We start from the raw sequence: 19004 nt of genomic DNA, 5'->3' as shown, positions 1-19004 counted from the left end.
GGAAAGGAAGAAACAAGATGATCGCAATCATTGACTATGGTGCTGGAAATATTAAAAGCCTACAATTTGCGCTTGCAAAACTAAATAAGGAATCAGTATTAACAACCGATCCACAAGTAATCAGGAATGCTTCTTCAATCATTCTTCCTGGTGTAGGTGCCTTTAAGGATGCAATGGATGCAATCAAGAAAATAGGATTATCAGATGTAATTAAACAAGAGGTTCAAGCTGGAAAACCAATACTCGGCATCTGTCTCGGCATGCAGTTATTTTATGACAAAAGCTATGAGGATGGCGATTGGGATGGTCTCGGGCTACTAAAAGGGAATGTCAGTCGGATTAAGGAAACGGTCAAAGTCCCGCATATGGGGTGGAATACCATTACAAAGCATAATAAAAGTTTGTTAACTCTACATCTACCAGATGATTTTTACGTTTATTTTGTTCATTCCTATGCCGTCGAGGAATTGGAGGAAGCTACACTTGTTGGCAGCACCGAATATGGTGGCCGCATTCCTGCTATTGTCCAGCAAGGGAATATTACAGGTATGCAATTCCATCCGGAAAAAAGCGGTGATATCGGCATTCAATTACTTGCAAACTACGAGGAGATGATTTCATGATTTTATTCCCTGCAATTGATATTCGCGGCGGAAATTGTGTCCGCCTTATCCAAGGGGATTATAACAAAGAAAAAATCTATGGCAATTCCCCAACGGATATGGCTTTACAATGGGAGAAAAAGCGAGCAGCATACCTGCATACGGTTGACCTAGACGGTGCTAAAACTGGTGACTCCTTAAATCAAGACGCCATTAAAGCAATCGCCAAACAAACGGAAATCCCTGTTCAGGTCGGTGGAGGCATTCGTTCACTTGATACGATAGAAGGTTACCTTGCTGCAGGCATCGCTCGCGTGATTATTGGTACAGCAGCTATTAACGACAAAGCCTTTTTAAAAGAGGCCGTGGAAAAGTTCGGATCTCGAATCGCCGTTTCCATTGATGCGCGGAATGGCTATGTCGCTACAGATGGTTGGACAGAAACAAGTACCGTCAAAGCCATCGATCTTATCGCTGAAATTGAACAGATTGGCGTTAAAACAATTGTCTACACGGACATCATGAAGGATGGCATGATGCAAGGACCGAATTTTGAAGAGCTGCAAGCTGTGAATGAAGCAACAAGCATGGATGTCATTGCATCTGGTGGTGTTTCAACAGAGGAAGATATACGCAAGCTAAAATCACTGAACATGTATGGTGCGATTATAGGCAAAGCATTATACGACGGCACATTGAATTTTGAATCGTTAACGGAGGAAGATTTCTATGCTCGCTAAACGAATTATCCCTTGTCTCGATGTTGATAAAGGACGGGTGGTAAAGGGAAAAAAATTTCAAAATATCCAGGATGTTGATAACCCAGTGGCATTAGCCAAAAGATATAACGAAGCCGGCGCTGATGAACTTGTTTTTTATGATATTACAGCATCCAATGAAGAACGCGATATATTTCTCGATGTCGTTGAGCAAGTTGCCAAAGAGATCGCAATTCCATTTACAGTTGGTGGTGGCATACGAACGGTTGAGGATATCCATCAAGTTCTCCGCTCCGGAGCAGATAAAGTATCTATCAATAGTGCAGCTGTAACAAATCCGCAACTTATCAAGGATGCCGCTTTGAAATTTGGCAGCCAGTGCATTGTCTTATCGATTGATGCAAAGGAAGTAGCACCAAATCAGTGGAACGTTTTTACAAAAGGTGGTCGTTACGATACGGGAATAGATGCCATTCAATGGGCCAAGCAAGGAGAAGAGCTTGGTGCTGGAGAACTTGTCATTAATGCAATGGATTCAGACGGGGAGAAAGATGGCTATAATATTTCATTAACCAAAACTATTGCCGATACCGTTAATATTCCAATTGTTGCAAGCGGTGGAGCTGGTATAAAAGAGCATTTTCTTGCTGTATTAGAGCAAGGTGCGGATGCGGCACTTGCTGCATCTGTATTTCACTATGATGAGATTCAAATACCTGACCTCAAGATCTATCTTCAGGAAAATAATATTATCGTCAGGAGGGAAAGAAAATGAGAGTAAATATCGAACAGCTTGTCTTTGATGATAATGGCTTAATCCCTGCCATTGTACAAGACGCAGGGACAGGAAACGTCTTAACATTAGCATATATGAACCAGGATGCATTAAACAAAACAATCCAAACCAATGAAACATGGTTTTTCTCAAGAAAGCGACAGAAGCTATGGAATAAAGGAGAAACATCCGGAAATAAACAGCAAATCATAAGAATTTCTTATGATTGTGACGCGGATGCATTATTGGTTCAGGTTAATCCGCTCGGACCAGCATGCCATACCGGTAATGAATCCTGTTTCTACAATGAACTTTATACAAATAATATCCCGGCACACGATATCGTCCATAGCGTAATTGCGAAAATTAAGGATCGCCGCGATAATCCTGTTGACGGTACGTACACATCATATCTTTTTGAAAAAGGGATCGATAAAGTGCTTAAAAAGGTCGGAGAAGAAACGTCAGAAGTCATTATCGGGGCAAAGAATAACGATAAACAAGAGCTTACTAGCGAAATAGCTGATCTTACGTATCATACACTCGTATTGATGGAACTTATGGATGTATCCCTTTCCGATATAAAAAACGAATTAATGAAAAGACATATTCAAAAGGAAGGTCAAAATCGTGAGTAAATTTTGGAGCGACATGGCAAAGCGATGTACCCCCTATATCCCTGGGGAGCAAATCAATCGTGCTAATGTAATTAAATTAAATACGAATGAGAATCCGTATGGTCCATCACCAAAAGTTATACAGGCAATCCAAAAAGAAAGTGAACAAACATTAAATCTCTATCCTTCACCAACAACAGACAAATTAAGGGAGGTTATCGCAGCACTCAATTCCTTATCCAAGGAAAATGTTTTCGTTGGAAATGGATCAGATGAAGTTCTTGCCTTTTCGTTTATGGCTTTTTTTGATAGTAACAAAGCCATTCGCTATCCAGCTATTTCATATAGCTTTTATCCCGTATATGCGAAGCTATTCGGTATTCCAGCCGAGGAAATTGCCCTTCAGGATGATTTTACGATACCGATAGAGGATTTCTACCAATCAGATGGAGGCGTTATTTTTCCAAATCCAAATGCGCCAACCAGTATTTATATGGAAATTGATACGGTAAAGAAAATCTTGGATAACAACCCTGAACAAGTTGTCATTGTGGATGAAGCATATATCGACTTTGCAGCAGAATCTGCTGTTTCCTTAATCAATTCCTATGAAAATCTGCTTGTTATTCAAACCATGTCCAAATCGAGATCCTTGGCCGGACTGCGGGTCGGATTTGCGTTAGGTCACCCGAATCTAATTGAAGGATTGACCCGCATTAAAGACTCAGTGAATTCCTATACAGTCGATCGATTGGCTATTGCTGGAGCAGAAGCTGCTATGGCTGATGTGTCTTATTTTAACGAGACGACAGAGAAAATAATTCGAACAAGGGAATGGACCATTGTTGAAATGGAAAAACGCGGATTTACTGTCCTGCCCTCCCAAACAAATTTTATTTTTGCAACACATCCTAACAAAGACGCAGGGGAGTTATATACAGCTTTAAAAGAAAAAGATATACTTATTCGATACTTTAAGGTACCTATGATTGATAACCATGTTCGGGTTACGATTGGCACAGATGAACAGATGGCACAATTTTTCAAAATGCTCGATACGATACTATAATTTAAATCCGTATGCTCTTTCAATTCGTCTTACTCAATTGTAACACTTTTATTTTCTATTTTATGCACAGATTGAGAAGTGTTGCCATTCCAATATTCGTATTTTCCGTACAATATCTCTGGTTGAAAAACATTGAATATTTGAGTGTCAAAACAACATAATATATAATCTATACCTTGATATAACAATAAAATGGCATACGTCAATTCGTATGCCATTTAGCTTGTCATTTAACTAATATGCACCTCAAAACGAAACCATTTACTAAAAGATGCGATGCTTTTCTTTTACAATACATTCTCAACTTCTGCGTTTTCTTTCAATTCATCAATTCTTGTCCGCAGTTGCTCACTTTGCTTTTCATTTGTAAGCACATCTTTAATTTGTCCTTCAACTTCTTCTAGCTTACCAATTTCTCCATTTTGCTCTTTTAGCTGATCATAGTACTCTTGTACTTCCTTGTCTGTCACTTCTACTTCAAATTCCGAATCCATATACTTTCTTGTTACTAACTCACCCGTGAGCTGCTCTTTGAACTCATCCTCTGACAATTGTAACTGTTCCAAGAGAGTGGTAAATTGGTCTTCACCACTTGTTTCCTTAATACTAACTAGTTCTTCTTGTACTTCTTCATCTGTCACTTTGATACCTTCATTTTCGGCATCCTGTTTAATAAGAGTCTGTTCAACAAGGATGGATACAGTCTGATCTTTGATCATATCAAGATTACTTACATCTTGTCCATATTGATACATTGTTGATTTTACTTGTGTATATATCGGGTTATAATCCGATCCTGAAATTTCTTCTCCATTAACAACAGCAACCGGAGTTTTTTCATCCAGTTTTTCTTCATCCGTAAATTCTAATTCCTGTTGTGCAGCAGGTTGTTCTGAAGTGTCGCCTTCTGTATTTTCATTTTCCTTCGTCTCATCATTCCCACATGCAGCTAGCATGATGATGACTAAGAACGCCAGTGATAGCACACTTAACTTTTTCATAATGGACTCCCTCGCTTCTATTAAGTCTTCTTCCATTCAACCACACATCTATATATGATTTCAAGTGGAAACAAAATAGCTGTTAATTCAGTAATTGCTATTGTAGCAGGGTTTAAAGCGTTTATTTACATTTCCATAACAAAAATTACTTACTTTTGCTTTGAAAGGTAGAGAAAGGCTCTCGACGATCTCTTTTCCTAAGACAGATAGCAAAAAAATACCCTCCGATCTGTTGAAGGCAATCACACACGGCCTTTAACAGATGAGGATATAAAAGTACATCGTAAACTCAAATTATTATAAAGTCTTTCTCTTTAAAATTATAATTAAGAATGTTAATCCACCAACGATTTCGATAATAATTGAAACTACACCTTGCGCGTTAAATACATGATTCATGATAAAATATGAACCAGTTAGTATCAAAAATCCGGTTGCAAGAGCCATTGGGAAAATATATCTATGATCATAAGTTGGCGCCAGCTGATAACTCAACGTTGCAACCAAAAACCCAAAGAAAGTAAGTGGTCCAACCAAAGCCGTTGAGACTGACATCAAAATGGAAACTAATACAAGAACATAAATGATACTAAATTGATGATTTACTCCCAAAGATGTAGAAATATTCTTTCCAAGTGATAATACATTTAAATTTTTTGAATAAGCAAGAAGAAGTAATGCAACAATTATTACGATTGGAATCGCAATAGAAAAATACTCTGGGTCCGCATTATTGACAGAACCAAACAATTTTGCCTGCAAAATATCAAATTCAGCCGGTGCAAGCAGTTTTCTCATGAAAGTTGACAAAGACCTTAAACCTGTACCAATAATGATTCCAACCAATAGCATAAGCTGTAAATTTCCATACTTTCCGGATAGCAACCATCCATAAAGTATCAAACACATTAAGACCATAACAACCACTTGCAATAAAAATGGTCCAGTGCCACTATAACCTATAAATACGCTGGCACCAAAGAAAAACATTGTACCCGTATGTATGGTGGAGTAAAGTGCTTCAAATCCTAAAAGTGAAGGAGTGATTACCCGATTATTCGTAACCGATTGGAAAGCAACCGTCGCCAGGCTTTGACAAATCGCAGCAATAATCATTGCAACAATAGCTACCATTCTTCTTTCAACGACTGGGATAAAGGAAGGGGAATCTACTGGAACTGGATTGTTATAAACTAAAAGTCCGTATGAAGAAAGAACACCTAATCCAATCAACGTTATCAACAATATCCAATAACGCTTTTCCTCCTTCTTAGAACGAAAAGCTTTAGCTGCTCTATTCTTATTAGGAAGGCTAGAAACAATTTTGACATTTTTTTCATTCGTATATTCCAATTTGTTATCCTAGCCTCCTTCTTCTTAATAAAATTACAATAAATACGACTGCGCCCACTGTTCCAAGTATCAAAGAGACAGGTACTTCAAATGGCATTATAATTGTCCTGGATATTATATCAGAAATGGTTAGAGCACCCATCCCGGACACACATACCCAAGGCAAATTACTCCTAAGATCATCACCTCTAAACATGGAAACAATATTTGGTACTATTAAACCTAAAAAAGGTAAATTTCCAATAACAGCTGCGACAATTCCAACTGCCACAGCAATAAGACCCGTACCAATAAGAACAATCTTATTATAGCTTACTCCTAGACTTGTTGTAACATCTTCTCCTAATCCAGCTAAAGTCAATCTATCAGCATAGATAAAAATAAAAATAGTAATGACAACAATCAGCCATAAATATTCATATCTTCCAACTTGAATCGATGCAAAAGAACCTACAAACCAGGTTTCAACATTTTGTGACATTTGAAAAGCGAGCCCAACAAAAGTGGAAATTGCAGAAATGACCGCTCCTAGCATTATCCCAATAATCGGGACAATTAAAGACGAACGAAGTTTAACTCTTCTTAAAAACAAAAAGAAAACCATCGTTCCAATAAAGGAAAAAATGATTGCCGCAGTCATTCTTTGGACTAAAGTTGGCGCCGGGAATAATAAATAAGCAAAAATCAATCCCAAGCCTGCCCATTCAATTGTTCCAGTTGTAGTTGGTTCAACTAAGCGGTTCTGTGTAATAAGTTGCATTACGAGTCCTGCCATTGCCATTGCAGCTCCAGTTAACATTAATGCAGCTGTTCTTGGAATACGAGTGATGAAAAACATTTCCATTCCATCCTCTTGTCCCCGTATATCATAAACCCCAGTAAACATTGAAATAATACCGAGAATAATAACAACTATGATTGCTAATATAAAAGGTTTCGTCCATACTTTATGATGATTAGAACGTTGGGGCTGAGAGTTCTCAGCCCCAAACATTCTTATTATATTTTTAGGCACTATAGTTATACTCCTCTATACTACTCAGCTAAAGTATTTGCAAGATCTTCAAATAACTTTATAAAAGTTTGTATTGATTCATTTGTATACGTGTCTGCTGGTGCATAAACTAACTGTTCTTCAGAAACGGCAGTTGTGTTTTGAAGAGCAGGTGAATTATCGATAACATCCTGAGCAGGAACTGCATCAGTTGAAGATGATACCGCAGCATCACGGTCTAGTACGAAAATCCAATCAGGATCGGTTTGTGCAATAGCTTCAACAGAAATATCATCACCTTCGTGGTCTGCAGAAGCTTGGTCAATTTCTAAAGCCGGAGTCCATTCAAAAATATCATACAACGGTCCCCAAACACGTCCAGAATGTGGAGCTGAAAAAGCAATGTCTCCACCAGATACTATAACACTCATGACTGTATCTGTCCCGTTATATGCAGACTGAGCTTCTTCGATAGCTTGATCAAAATCAGCTACCAATTGTTCAGCCTCTTCATTTTTATCAAAAATTTGCCCCAAAGCGAACGTAGAATCCTTAAATCCATTTACCAAGTTTTCTCCAGGGGTAGCAGCTTCCTCGGAAACATCAATATTAAGATCAATAACAGCTGCATTTGGCACTAATTCTTTTATATCTTCATAATAGCTAGCAAATCTTTGACCGACAATTACAACTTCAGGGTCTACAGCTGCTATAACTTCAAGGTTTGGTTCACGGTGATTTCCAATGTTTTGAACTGATTCATCAGCTACATATGGTAAATCTGCAGGCATTACATCCTTTGGAGCAGCAGATAATTCAATACCCCAATCAGATAATGTTTCAAAAGTTCTATTATCTAAAGCAACGACATTCTTTGGATTTACTGGGACTGTAACAGTTCCATGAGCATCCGTGATTTCGACCGTTGCAGCTTCAGCAGAATCATCTGCTTGCTCTTCTGTTTCAGCAGAATCATTCGCTCCCTCATCCGTTTCATCATTACCTGAATCTGAGCAAGCTGCCAACACCAAAGCAAAAATTGCAATAATAGCTATAATAAATGCTGATTTAAAATTAGACTTTCTCATTTCTTCTACCTCTTCCCTTATGTAAGTTTTATAGACGAGTAGACTATTGAATTGATGAAATTAATATCTATGTTATATTTTAGTGCGTGAGTTAAAGAATTATTATTTCATTTTACTATAGTGCATAGCTGCAACACGACACAATTGATATTGATAATCAATCTCAATAAATCTATTTAAAGTATATCAAATCAAGAAGCGTTGTCAACTGTATTTTGAAAGCTTAAATTTTTTAAACTTATACCTTGTGCATAATTCATCAGCTCAAAAATCCAATTATTCCCATCCCATTCTCAATTGCAGATGCGATACAGAAGGATTCGTATGAGAATAGTCACTTAAACAATGAAAGAAACCGCTTAAACACAAGCTTCCTGAAAAGATACAACCAATTGATTAAAAACTAAGTTCCGCACCATAGACATGCGTGCTACCTATGAAGGAAGCACGCATGGTTAGGTTAATCGTTCTCAGTTAGCTGCACCAGCCTGAAGCTAAATTGCCGTAGAGAAGATGTTTTTCCTAGATTATACATTTAAAAGGTATGCGGTTTAGACATTTACAAGAAAACAATTATGGACTAAACTTAGCAGCTGGAAGCACGGAACTGTTAACTACTTTTAAAATTATCTTAATGGGAGTCAAAGTATACGCAAAAACGACAACCGTTTTGCATATGAACTGGAATATGCATATCATAGACTTCATTTAATGCCTCTGAATTAATAATTTCGTGTGTTGGCCCATCTTTTACGAGACGTCCATCTCTTAAAGCTACGATGTGGTCTGAATAAACAGAAGCAAAATTAATATCATGCAATACAATCACAACTGTTTTACCTAGCTCATCGACAAGCTTGCGTAATATTTTCATGATTTGTACAGAATGCTTCATATCCAAATTATTCAATGGCTCATCCAGTAAAATATATTCTGTGTCCTGGGCAATAACCATGGAAATAAATGCACGTTGCTTTTGACCGCCAGACAGTTCATCTAAGAATTTATGTTGAATATCTGCTAAGTTCAGATACTCAATTGCCTGGTCGACGATTCGATTATCCTCAGCATTTAAACGACCTTTCGAGTATGGATACCGACCAAACGATACCAATTGTCGAATTGTTAGTTTCACATTTAAAAAATTTGCTTGTCTCAAAATGGCAATGCGCTTAGCGAATTCATTTGATTTCATATTTTTTATATTGTTTTTATCTAGTAATACATCTCCAGTGTCTGAATCTAGCAGTCGGCTTACCATGGAAAGTAGCGTTGATTTTCCTGCACCGTTTGGCCCTATAAACGACGTAATTTTGTTAGGCTTAATTTGAACCGATACATCTTTTACGATAGATTTATTTCCGTACTTCTTTGTCAATCCTTTTATTTCGATCATGTCGTAGCCCTGCTTTCTTTAAGTATTAAATAAGTGAAATAATTATCAGCAATAATAATATACTGATTGTATGGTATGTTATATTTAAAATTTAGACATGCAACACAAGAACTCTCTCACCAACATTGTTTTCGTATCTTTCTATAAATCCGCTTCCAATGGAAGGTGATTCTGTTCATCTGTGAAGTTTCATCTAACCTCTGCTCCTTCTTTTTGGAAAGACGTTATCTGTAGCCTTCACATGTTTTTGTAAAGATATTTCATTATTGAACAACGTTCGTGTTACGCTCATTGTATAACTAATAATGATTATCATTATTAATTATATTATAGATGACACGCATTTTAAAATCAATGTTTCTTCACTAGTCCATCCTCGAATAGTAATAAAATCATACGAACTTAAAGGTTTTTGAATTCATCGGCATTACAAATACAAAATAAAAAGACTGCACTTCATTGTTAGAGACACTCTAACAATGAAGTGCAGTTCATCACAGCATGTTTTTAATTATTTAGGCTCTAATTAGTGCGCGTTCAAAAAGGGGGATAAAAAGAACCGAGATCAGCTAAATTTGCAACGTCCTTTTACAAAGCCGACACTAGCACGTCCTGTGCGTCGGAGTTCGAGGCCGCGTAAGTTCCCCGTACCGGGCTTAAACTCGATATGCTGACTTCGACGTTCGACACAGGACATGTCGGAACTTAGCCGAAGGTCTACTGCTCTCGATGTTTCATTATTACCGGACTTTTTGAACCTTATTAATTACATCCCTCATCTGTACAAAAGGATGTCTTAGATTTCTTTGGATTTAACGATTGGAGAATTGGCTTCTCTTTCTCCTCTTCCCAAACCTTGTTTAGCACTTCTTCAAATACTTCAGCTGGCTGAGCTCCAGAGACAGCATACTTCTCATTGAATACAAAGAATGGTACTCCCTGGACACCAATTTGACGCGCAACATCAATATCTTCGTTTACTTTATTTCGATATTTATCCGATTGCAATACATGTTCCACTTCTTCTTTATCCAAATCTACCTCAGCTGCAAGTTTAATCAGTGTGTCATAATCACTTAGCAACTCAGATTCGGTAAAATACGCGTGAAGAAAGCGTTCGGTAACTTCTTTCCCTTTACCTTTTTCCTCAGCATACTTAGCTACTCGATGGGCGTCAAACGTGTTTGCATATTTCATATCATCAAAATTATAATTTAATCCTACAGTGGCAGCTTGTTGGCCAACCTGTTGATTCATTGTTTTAACTTGCTCAAGTGGAATTCCTTTTAATTCAGAAAATGTTTCATAGAAGTTTTTTCCCGGTATATGCTCAGCTGTTGGGTCAAGCTGATAGCTTTTATACTCTAGTGTAACCTGCTCTTTATGAGGGAATTTTTCCATTGCGTTTTCCAGCCTGCGTTTTCCGATATAGCAAAACGGGCAAACGAAATCGGACCATACTTCGATTTTCATTATAAGCACCTCACTTTTCTGTAAAATAGTGTACCATACCGGCACACGATCTAAAAACAATGTGCTTCATTCTGGTTGGGATTGAAGCATGGAATGAAGTTATTCGTGCACTGTGGTAAGGACGTTTCCAAACATTATAATAAAGGGCTTGCCCGTTCTGGCAGCCCTTTTATTATTAGCCTATCTACTTAAATGTCTTATTCATGAAACGTTTGTTTATCTTGAACAGTACCATCCTGTTTATAAATCGTTAAAGACGTGCCTTTATTTTTGGCAATTTCCTTTGCTCGCTTAACTGCTTCGTCCTTCTTATCGAAAACCTCACTAGCACGTTTTGCACCGCTTGATTGCACTGCCCAGCCATCCTCATGCGCAATCACTTGCTCGCCTTCTTCCAAACGCTCTGGATTACTGTCATATTTTTTACCTTCCTTTGACCTCTCTGTTGGCTTACCATGCTTCTTATAATCTTCAATCTCATCCTTCTCAGCATTCTCACGCCATTCCTTTGCTTGCGTAATAGCTATTGGGATTGCTCGATCATCTTCATAGCCTTCATCCACCATAGAATTGGCAATATCAATTGCTTTTTTTCTCGTAAGCTCATTCAAGTTTTTCATGGAAGAAGGGTAATCATTTAATGTCCAAGGCACTATTCATCACTCCCTCATTTTTCATCACTATTCCCCTGTGGCGAGCAATGAAACATGAAAAACAAATCCTTCAAGTTCTCTTCCTCTTAAACAAAGAAGAAAAGCACAAGCATCCGGGTAGCGACGTAGGGACTGCGCTCAAGACTGCGGCTAGTCGAACATTCTTAAGTAGGAGATCCACTCCAAAGTATAAGATGATCGATGACTTTCTCCTCTACGGGCGAAAGTCAAGTTCATCTAAAAGGAAACATGCCCCTTTAGGGGTATGCCGATGTTAGGCATAGCCTGGTTTTAATCGGCCATCCTTATACTTGGAGTCAGGTGCCCGCTTTCACCGCAAGGGGATAAGTGCAACTACGCCTCATGTCTTGACAATCGACAAGTCTTCTTTATCGTGTTATGAGGTGAGGGAGTCTTGCTGGCTGAGGCTTTAGCGCTTCGTGGACATGGCTGTACAGGTAACTAAGTTATTCACAGCATTCAAATTTTTAATTTCCTAGACATCGAAAAAAGAAAACAGCTTTGTCTCAGCTGTTTTCCTCTAATAAAGATTGACCCATAATACTGACGCGTTTTGTATTTTTTAATTCTGTCAAGTTTTTCACGCCAATGCCAAACATCGTCATTTTTAATTCGAGTTCAATTTGCTCCATTGTTTCAATCACTGCTTCTGGAGATTCTGTTGCGGCCTGCAGCAAATGACGTGCAAAGCCAATCACATCTGCTCCAATCGTAATTGCTTTTGCTGCATCGACCCCTGTTTTCATTCCGCCACTAGCAACTAACGGGACTTCAGGGAGCTTGCCGCGAACTGAGACTATACAATCCTTTGTTGGAATTCCCCAATTATTAAATGCCTCAGCAGCCGCTTTACGAAGTGGATCACGCGAGCGTAATTTTTCCACCTGACTCCAGGATGTCCCTCCCGCACCAGCAACATCAATATACGAAATTCCAACATTATATAATTGTTCAGCAACTGTACCATCAATGCCAAACCCAACTTCTTTTACACCAACAGGCCTATCTAATGTTTTGCAAACCTGTTCAATTTTAGGTAGAAGTGATTCAAAGTTTAAATCTCCACCATCTTGCACTGCTTCCTGCAGGCTGTTTAAATGAAGCACAATTGAATCTGCACCTGTTTTATCAATAATTCGTTGGCATTCCTCAGCACCATAACCATAATTAAATTGCACGGCACCAATATTAGCAATAATTGGTATTGTTGGGGCCTGTTCGCGAATTAAAAAGGATTCCTTATGTGTATCACTCTCTAGGAAGGCTCGTGTTGAACCGATTGCAAATACCCAACGTTTCTCTTCTGCAGCTAATGCCAGGTTTTGATTAATCGTTGTTGCAAGCTCTGAGCCACCCGTCATGGAGCTAACTAAGAATGGTGCTTTTAGATCCTTTCCAAGAAAGCTCGTATCCAGTGCAATATTAGCAAAGTTTATTTCTGGCAACGCATTATGTATAAAACTGATTCCTTCCAAACCAGTTGACTTATTAACTCCTTCAACATTTCCAGTTAGACAAAGACGAATATGTTCGGTCTTACGTTGATTGATTCCTTGTTCCATGTGAAGTACCCCCGCAAAATTCAAATTGACGTTACCTTCTAGTTTACTTGTTTCCTTGGTGAAAAGAAAGCGAAGTGACGCTTATCATTTCAATAGGTATAATTGACAGAACGCAACATGTTTTTAAATATCCGCATTCTATTTTTATTATATGTTATATTAAAAGAAACAAACCGTATCCTGACAGGGAGGCAGTCACATTGAAGAAGAAGGCCAAACAATTCGCAGCAAAAGCACATGAAGGACAAAAGCGAAAGAATTCTGATGCCCCCTATATAACCCATCCTGTTCGTGTAGCTGAACGTCTAGAGGCGGCTGGATTTCGGGAGGAGCTAGTTTGTGCCGGATACCTGCATGATGTTGTGGAGGATACACTGGTAGAGCTAGAGGATATTGAACTCGAATTTGGACCGGAGGTATCTCGCCTCGTCGCAGCACACACGGAAGATAAATCGAAATCATGGCAAGAGCGTAAACAGCACACAATTGATATGATAAAAAATGCTGATCCAGAGGTGAAATATTTAGTTGTCGCAGATAAACTCGATAACCTGCTTGGTTTAGAAAAGGATTTGAGAGAACAAGGAGAAGCTGTCTGGGAAAAGTTTAACGCTGGTAGAGAAAAGCAAAGATGGTATAACAAATCGATTGCTTCCAAAATGTATGTTGGATTAAACAAAGAGAATGCTCCTGATTATTTTCAAGAATTTGAGAAAGCTGTAGATCGGGTATTTGGATAGCTAATAGTTTGGAATTGCAGGCAGCTTTGCAATAATCCCAATACATAAGCACCCTCCTTAGAAATAAGAAAGGTGCTACTTTTATCGCTTTTTATGATGCTTACAGTATTGAGATATGCTTCCATCTGCTTTTCTCATCTTGCTTAGCCTTTTGATCTTGTTTCGCCATCCCATAATTGGAGCTCTCTCATGTCTGGCGTATCGGAACATTACTTTTTATAAAGAAAAATCGACGCTATAACGAATGCGCCGATTTGCTCTATTATCGTCTATTCATCTCATTTGGAACAGCATTACTACGAATGCCTTTATCTAGCTGATCAATTTTATCCATTTCTTCTTTATTTAATTCAAAATCAAATACATCCAGATTCTCCTTCATTCTAGACGGTGTTACTGTTTTAGGAATCACAACCATATCCGATTGCAGATGCCAGCGAAGAATTGTCTGTGCAGGTGTTTTCCCCTGATGTTTCGCTATTTCCTTAATAACATCGTTTTCCAAAACATCTTTACCATTCATCAGTGGACTGTATGCTTCGACTTTAATCCCATGCTTTTCACAAAATGCTCGCAATTCCTTTTGCTGTAAGTATGGATGACACTCCACTTGATTGATTGCTGGTACAACCTCACACACTTCTAAAATTCGTTCCAAATGCTCGATATCGAAATTACAAACACCAATAGCTCTTACACGACCTTCTTTGTAGAGCTTTTCTAGTGCTTGATATGTTTCAACATATTGGTCAAATTTCGGAGCTGGCCAATGTATGAGATACAGATCAACGTATTCAATTCCTAACCTTCCTAAGCTTGCATCAAATGCCTTTAACGTGTTCTCATAACCGTGATCACTATTCCATACTTTTGTCGTGATAAAAAGCTCTTCACGTGCAATACCACTCTTTGCAATTGCTTCCCCAACACCGGATTCGTTCCCATATATTTTAGCTGTATCAATCGAACGGTACCCAGCTTGCAGCGCCTGTTCAACCGGGGTTGTCACTTCTTCGTTTGGAACTTTCCAAACACCATAACCTAACTGTGGCATGTGTATACCATTATTCAACGTTATATGCTGCATCTCTCATCTTCCCTTCCATCAGTCTACAATCACTATTTTACCTAACCAATGCTAAATTAACCATTATTCCGAACCAAAGCCTTACGTGTATTAGAATTTTTTTCCTTGTAAAAATTTTTTAATAATTACCTTCATACTTTTGACCTATATACCGATATACTAAATGGAACTTAGGGGGGAGATGGAGATGCAAATGAAAAAAACTAAACAAACAAAGAAACAGAAATCAGCTCAAAAAATTGGAAGAAAGCGAAGATTTCTTTTGCATAATATCAAAATCGGCAAGAAATATTTATATGCATTTATAGCAACAATCCTATTAGTTGCATGTTCAAGTCTATTGGTTTATTTCCAATTGGAACAGGGTCAGCAAGATGTAGAGGCAGCTAATGAATATATTGACCGTGTTAATACACTAACAGAGCTATCATCTGTCATCCAGGCGAAAGATGTTCAAATTGCTGATTATTTACTAACGAGAAATGCAGTTTACATTGATGGCTTTGACAATTATCAAAGCCAGTTCAATGCAATTGTCGAGCAAATGGAACCACTTATGGTAACGGATGAACAACGAGCCATGTATCAAGAACTCATTCTATCTGATGCTGCGATTAATTCTACGTTCACAGATAAAATTGTTACATATATAGAGAACGACCAGGCCACACTTGCTAATACATTACGCGAGACAACGTACAGATTTCGAACGAGTAATGTAGAAATTGTAGATGGTCTTATCGAGACGATGAAAGCGGAGCAAATCGAAGCGACGGAAAATGCAATCGGAAGCATGGAAAGTGTAACTACAATTTTGCTAATTGCAAATATAACTACTATCATCGCTGGAATTATTATTTTTACATTCATAAGCAGAAATGTAACGTCCAACTTAAAGCATATTGTTAAAATCACTTCAGAAGTAGCTAACGGTAACTTAACCGTAGCTAAACTGAATTACAGCGGAAAAGATGAAATAGGGCAGTTAGCTTCATCCATTAACCAGATGAAAGAAAATATGCAGCATGTACTACAAAATGTAACAGCAGCTAGTAGTGCTGTTTCTAGCCGAAGTGAAGAACTGACACAAGCAGCTAACGAAGTAAAAGAAGGAAACACACAAATTGCGCTAACAATGGAGGAACTTTCTTCTGGTGCAGAAACACAGGCAAATGGTGCCTCTGACCTCGCGGAAAACATGAATGAATTTGTGAAAACCGTTATTCAATCTGAGAAAAGCGGGCAGGAGATTGCTACTGCATCACAGGGTGTGCTTGCACTTACAACAGATGGAACAACACTAATGAATGAATCTGTCCAACAAATGCAACGGATTGACACAATTGTTTCCGAATCGGTTGATCGAGTGAAAAATCTCGATAAGCAATCAAAGGAAATTTCGAACCTTGTTTCTGTTATTAAGGAAATTGCAGACCAGACCAACCTGCTTTCATTGAATGCAGCTATTGAAGCTGCTAGAGCTGGCGAGCATGGTAAAGGATTCGCTGTTGTTGCAGATGAGGTTAGGAAGTTATCGGAACAAGTAGCTACATCCGTAGTAGAGATTACTTCTATCGTGAATGCCATCCAGTCCGATACGAAGCACGTTGTCGAGTCCCTGTCTTCAGGATATAACGAGGTTCAGACAGGATCTGACCATATAGAAGAAACGAGACAAAGCTTCGACACCATTAAAGAGGCCGTTACTGCGATGACAACAAAAATCACTTCTATTTCAGCTAATTTAAAAGACATAGCTGGGAATAGTAATGCAATGAACAATCTTATTGAAGAAATTGCCTCTGTATCAGAAGAATCTGCTGCAGGAGTTGAGCAAGCAGCAGCTTCTGCACAACAGACAGCTAGTTCCATGGAAGAGGTTTCCCATAGTGCCGATGAGCTTGCCGGTCTTGCAGAACAATTAAATGAACAGCTAACTAGCTTTAAACTCTAGTATTATATAAAGTGATACTACATTCAATGGAGGGTACCTTTCCTCTCCCGCTGAATGTTAGCAGCGCAAGGGAGAAATGCAGACCCTTGAACACTGTTCATCCTCCACCTTCACTCGTTTTATTAGTGGGGGATTACAGCCCCTTAATACGTGTAATAAAGGCAGACTGCAACTTAGTATTGAGTCTGCCTTTGCTATTTTAGGAATCTGCTATCTATAACGAAAAGCTATTTCCCATAATATAAAATATTGGTATGCTTCAATATTAGTTGCCTTTATACTAGAAAACTTGACATTTACCAAGTCTTCAGATGAATGCCTTAGTTGCGCTTATGCCGATAAGAATGCTTTTATGCTTTGGCATCTGCCAAAAAGCAATCCTTCGTATGATCATTTACCATACCAGTTGCTTGCATAAATGCATAGCAAATCGTTGGTCCAACAAATGTAAAACCACGCTTTTTCAAATCCTTACTCATTTCCTCAGATTCAGGCGTTATTGCCGGCACCTCCTCAATCGATAACCATTCATTTAAGATGGGAGTTTCTCCAACAAACCGCCAAATATAGTTATCAAACGAACCAAATTCTTCTTGAACCTTGATAAACGCATGTGCATTTGTAATTACGGATCTTATTTTTCGCTTGTTACGAATGATCCCTTCGTTTTGCTCAAGCTCCGCAATCTTAGCATCGTTGTACACGCTGATTTTTTTTACATCAAAATAATCAAACGCTTCTCGGTAATGCTCCCTGCGCTTTAATATTGTAATCCAGCTCAATCCTGCTTGCGCACCTTCCAGCGTGAGCATTTCAAATAATTTCCTGTCATCATGAACAGGTCTTCCCCATTCATGATCATGATAGTCTATATAAAGTTGGTCTGTTGTCACCCATGCACACCGCTTTTTATCCATCTACTTCAACTTCATTTTCATCATAGGAAATCCAATCACTGAAACTCCCTGGATACAGCTTTACATTTTTAAAACCAGCAGATTTCAACGCCAAAATATTCGGACATGCTGATACACCAGAACCACAGGATACAATAATTTCATCCTCCTTGGAAAGGTCAGAGAAATGCCGCTCGAGATCCTCCCCCTTTTTCCATGTGCCATCAGCAGCTACTAAATCCTTCCAAAAATAATTTACAGCTCCAGGAATATGTCCTGCCCTGCGGTACAATGGCTCTGTTTTCCCTTGATAGCGTTCGGGTGCTCTGGAATCAATAAGTACAGCTGCATTGTCTTCTGTTTTCTTCCTCACTTCTTCCATATCTACTGTGTTTTCATTGCGAATTACAGTATGAAATTCTTTTTCATTTAAGGATGGTATTTCGTCTGTTACTTTATTGCCTTCCTCTATCCAACGATGATAACCACCCTCTAAAATATATACCTTATCATGGCCAATCACTTCCAATAACCACCATAGTCTTGCAGCAAACATCTCATTTCCCTGATCATAAATAACTACTGTCGTATCATTATCAATACCAATGTTCCCCACTTTTGCAGCAAACATTTCTAAATTGGGAAGCGGATGATTTCCACCATGCTTTTCTGCACGATCCGATAAATCCTTATTTAAATCCATATACACCGCTCCAGGCAGATGATCTTTTAAATACATTTTTCTCCCTGCATCTGGATCTTCCAATTGGAAGCGCACGTCAACAATCACTGTATTATCTTGTCCATTTTCTAGCCGTTTTTTTAAACGACTGACACTGATTATATTTTTCATTATTATCCTCCTCACAGATTCCCTACTACCAAATATTCCTATCCACTATACACTGTAATATGAAAAATATTGAGAATAAGGATTTAGCCACTTGTATGATTATTACCCTATTTTAAATTTATTTCGACAAAAATTCACTTATTCCTCTTTC

The 19004-nt window shown here is 38.4% G+C and carries 18 protein-coding genes; 7 read left to right on the top strand and 11 right to left on the bottom strand.

The genetic code is table 11. The features are described 5' to 3' along the window. Positions 1-17: 17 nt before the first annotated feature. The 5 genes from hisH to hisC are packed head-to-tail and all read left to right on the top strand — an operon-like array spanning position 18 to position 3782. Positions 18-623: an imidazole glycerol phosphate synthase subunit HisH gene (gene hisH / locus MHH64_RS05980; protein WP_251660358.1), complete on the top strand. Its 606-nt coding sequence runs from the start codon at positions 18-20 to the stop codon at positions 621-623. Next, positions 620-1342, top strand: coding sequence for a 1-(5-phosphoribosyl)-5-[(5-phosphoribosylamino)methylideneamino]imidazole-4-carboxamide isomerase (gene hisA, locus MHH64_RS05975; protein ID WP_340002866.1), 723 nt, complete (start codon positions 620-622; stop codon positions 1340-1342). Before hisH ends, hisA begins: the two co-directional genes overlap by 4 nt. Beyond that, positions 1332-2096: an imidazole glycerol phosphate synthase subunit HisF gene (gene hisF / locus MHH64_RS05970; RefSeq protein WP_340002865.1), complete on the top strand. Its 765-nt coding sequence runs from the start codon at positions 1332-1334 to the stop codon at positions 2094-2096. Before hisA ends, hisF begins: the two co-directional genes overlap by 11 nt. Then, positions 2093-2734, top strand: a complete 642-nt coding sequence (gene hisIE, locus MHH64_RS05965; protein ID WP_340002864.1) for a bifunctional phosphoribosyl-AMP cyclohydrolase/phosphoribosyl-ATP diphosphatase HisIE — start codon at positions 2093-2095, stop codon at positions 2732-2734. Before hisF ends, hisIE begins: the two co-directional genes overlap by 4 nt. Next, positions 2727-3782, top strand: coding sequence for a histidinol-phosphate transaminase (gene hisC / locus MHH64_RS05960; RefSeq protein WP_118889757.1), 1056 nt, complete (start codon positions 2727-2729; stop codon positions 3780-3782). The genes hisIE and hisC overlap by 8 nt, the downstream gene beginning before the upstream one ends. A 287-nt stretch (positions 3783-4069) precedes the next feature. Here the strand turns inward: hisC and MHH64_RS05955 are convergent, their stop codons facing one another. From MHH64_RS05955 to fni, 8 genes are all read right to left on the bottom strand, one after another. Continuing rightward, complete coding sequence (locus tag MHH64_RS05955; protein ID WP_095311714.1) at positions 4070-4783, bottom strand: SurA N-terminal domain-containing protein; 714 nt, start codon at positions 4781-4783, stop codon at positions 4070-4072. A 297-nt stretch (positions 4784-5080) separates the two neighbouring features. Continuing rightward, entirely contained in the window at positions 5081-6136 is a 1056-nt protein-coding gene (locus MHH64_RS05950; RefSeq protein ID WP_340002863.1) for an iron chelate uptake ABC transporter family permease subunit, read from the bottom strand. A 4-nt stretch (positions 6137-6140) separates the two neighbouring features. Then, the gene (locus MHH64_RS05945; RefSeq protein WP_118889773.1) at positions 6141-7130 is read right to left on the bottom strand and encodes an iron chelate uptake ABC transporter family permease subunit; all 990 of its coding nucleotides are present in this window, start codon (positions 7128-7130) and stop codon (positions 6141-6143) included. A 41-nt stretch (positions 7131-7171) separates the two neighbouring features. After that, positions 7172-8218, bottom strand: coding sequence for a siderophore ABC transporter substrate-binding protein (locus MHH64_RS05940; protein ID WP_339317430.1), 1047 nt, complete (start codon positions 8216-8218; stop codon positions 7172-7174). A 631-nt stretch (positions 8219-8849) separates the two neighbouring features. Then, on the bottom strand, positions 8850-9614 hold the full coding sequence (locus MHH64_RS05935; protein WP_118889760.1) for an ATP-binding cassette domain-containing protein: 765 nt from the start codon (positions 9612-9614) through the stop codon (positions 8850-8852). A gap of 762 nt (positions 9615-10376) precedes the next feature. Beyond that, on the bottom strand, positions 10377-11087 hold the full coding sequence (locus tag MHH64_RS05930) for a DsbA family oxidoreductase (RefSeq protein WP_095311706.1): 711 nt from the start codon (positions 11085-11087) through the stop codon (positions 10377-10379). 197 nt (positions 11088-11284) lie between these two features. Further along, positions 11285-11740 carry a DUF2188 domain-containing protein gene (locus MHH64_RS05925; protein ID WP_095311704.1) on the bottom strand — a complete coding sequence of 152 codons (456 nt, stop codon included), beginning with the start codon at positions 11738-11740 and terminating at the stop codon, positions 11285-11287. A gap of 527 nt (positions 11741-12267) precedes the next feature. Further along, a complete protein-coding gene (fni, locus tag MHH64_RS05920) occupies positions 12268-13323 on the bottom strand; it encodes a type 2 isopentenyl-diphosphate Delta-isomerase (RefSeq protein WP_340002862.1) in 1056 nt (351 codons plus the stop codon). 200 nt (positions 13324-13523) lie between these two features. On the opposite strand from fni, the gene MHH64_RS05915 reads away from it, so the two are divergent. After that, complete coding sequence (locus tag MHH64_RS05915) at positions 13524-14063, top strand: HD domain-containing protein (RefSeq protein WP_251660344.1); 540 nt, start codon at positions 13524-13526, stop codon at positions 14061-14063. Between the two features lie 262 nt (positions 14064-14325). Here MHH64_RS05915 and MHH64_RS05910 read toward each other — a convergent pair whose 3' ends face one another. Continuing rightward, positions 14326-15150: an aldo/keto reductase gene (locus MHH64_RS05910; protein ID WP_251660342.1), complete on the bottom strand. Its 825-nt coding sequence runs from the start codon at positions 15148-15150 to the stop codon at positions 14326-14328. 187 nt (positions 15151-15337) lie between these two features. Here MHH64_RS05910 and MHH64_RS05905 point away from each other — a divergent pair, with 187 nt between their 5' ends. After that, a complete protein-coding gene (locus MHH64_RS05905; RefSeq protein ID WP_240033803.1) occupies positions 15338-17104 on the top strand; it encodes a methyl-accepting chemotaxis protein in 1767 nt (588 codons plus the stop codon). Positions 17105-17454: 350 nt separating this feature from the next. Here the strand turns inward: MHH64_RS05905 and MHH64_RS05900 are convergent, their stop codons facing one another. Continuing rightward, positions 17455-18021 (bottom strand): DNA-3-methyladenine glycosylase I, encoded by a 567-nt coding sequence (locus MHH64_RS05900; protein ID WP_095311693.1) that lies wholly within the window; start codon positions 18019-18021, stop codon positions 17455-17457. Beyond that, positions 18014-18853, bottom strand: coding sequence for a sulfurtransferase (locus MHH64_RS05895; RefSeq protein ID WP_095311691.1), 840 nt, complete (start codon positions 18851-18853; stop codon positions 18014-18016). The genes MHH64_RS05900 and MHH64_RS05895 overlap by 8 nt, the downstream gene beginning before the upstream one ends. Positions 18854-19004 lie beyond the last annotated feature (151 nt).

This window comes from Oceanobacillus sp. FSL K6-0127, assembly GCF_037983385.1.
Lineage (GTDB): Bacteria > Bacillota > Bacilli > Bacillales > Amphibacillaceae > Oceanobacillus > Oceanobacillus profundus.
This window is presented reverse-complemented; position numbering and strand designations above follow the sequence as displayed.

Bases quoted from the DNA above. Each gene is read 5' to 3' on its own strand.
- MHH64_RS05955 (WP_095311714.1), bottom strand. From the start codon at position 4,783: ATGAAAAAGTTAAGTGTGCTATCACTGGCGTTCTTAGTCATCATCATG.
- MHH64_RS05940 (WP_339317430.1), bottom strand. From the start codon at position 8,218: ATGAGAAAGTCTAATTTTAAATCAGCATTTATTATAGCTATTATTGCA.
- hisIE (WP_340002864.1), top strand. From the start codon at position 2,093: ATGAGAGTAAATATCGAACAGCTTGTCTTTGATGATAATGGCTTAATC.
- hisF (WP_340002865.1), top strand. From the start codon at position 1,332: ATGCTCGCTAAACGAATTATCCCTTGTCTCGATGTTGATAAAGGACGG.
- fni (WP_340002862.1), bottom strand. From the start codon at position 13,323: ATGGAACAAGGAATCAATCAACGTAAGACCGAACATATTCGTCTTTGT.
- MHH64_RS05900 (WP_095311693.1), bottom strand. From the start codon at position 18,021: ATGGATAAAAAGCGGTGTGCATGGGTGACAACAGACCAACTTTATATA.
- MHH64_RS05930 (WP_095311706.1), bottom strand. From the start codon at position 11,087: ATGAAAATCGAAGTATGGTCCGATTTCGTTTGCCCGTTTTGCTATATC.
- MHH64_RS05895 (WP_095311691.1), bottom strand. From the start codon at position 18,853: ATGAAAAATATAATCAGTGTCAGTCGTTTAAAAAAACGGCTAGAAAAT.
- MHH64_RS05910 (WP_251660342.1), bottom strand. From the start codon at position 15,150: ATGCAGCATATAACGTTGAATAATGGTATACACATGCCACAGTTAGGT.
- MHH64_RS05935 (WP_118889760.1), bottom strand. From the start codon at position 9,614: ATGATCGAAATAAAAGGATTGACAAAGAAGTACGGAAATAAATCTATC.
- MHH64_RS05945 (WP_118889773.1), bottom strand. From the start codon at position 7,130: ATGTTTGGGGCTGAGAACTCTCAGCCCCAACGTTCTAATCATCATAAA.
- hisA (WP_340002866.1), top strand. From the start codon at position 620: ATGATTTTATTCCCTGCAATTGATATTCGCGGCGGAAATTGTGTCCGC.
- MHH64_RS05905 (WP_240033803.1), top strand. From the start codon at position 15,338: ATGCAAATGAAAAAAACTAAACAAACAAAGAAACAGAAATCAGCTCAA.
- hisH (WP_251660358.1), top strand. From the start codon at position 18: ATGATCGCAATCATTGACTATGGTGCTGGAAATATTAAAAGCCTACAA.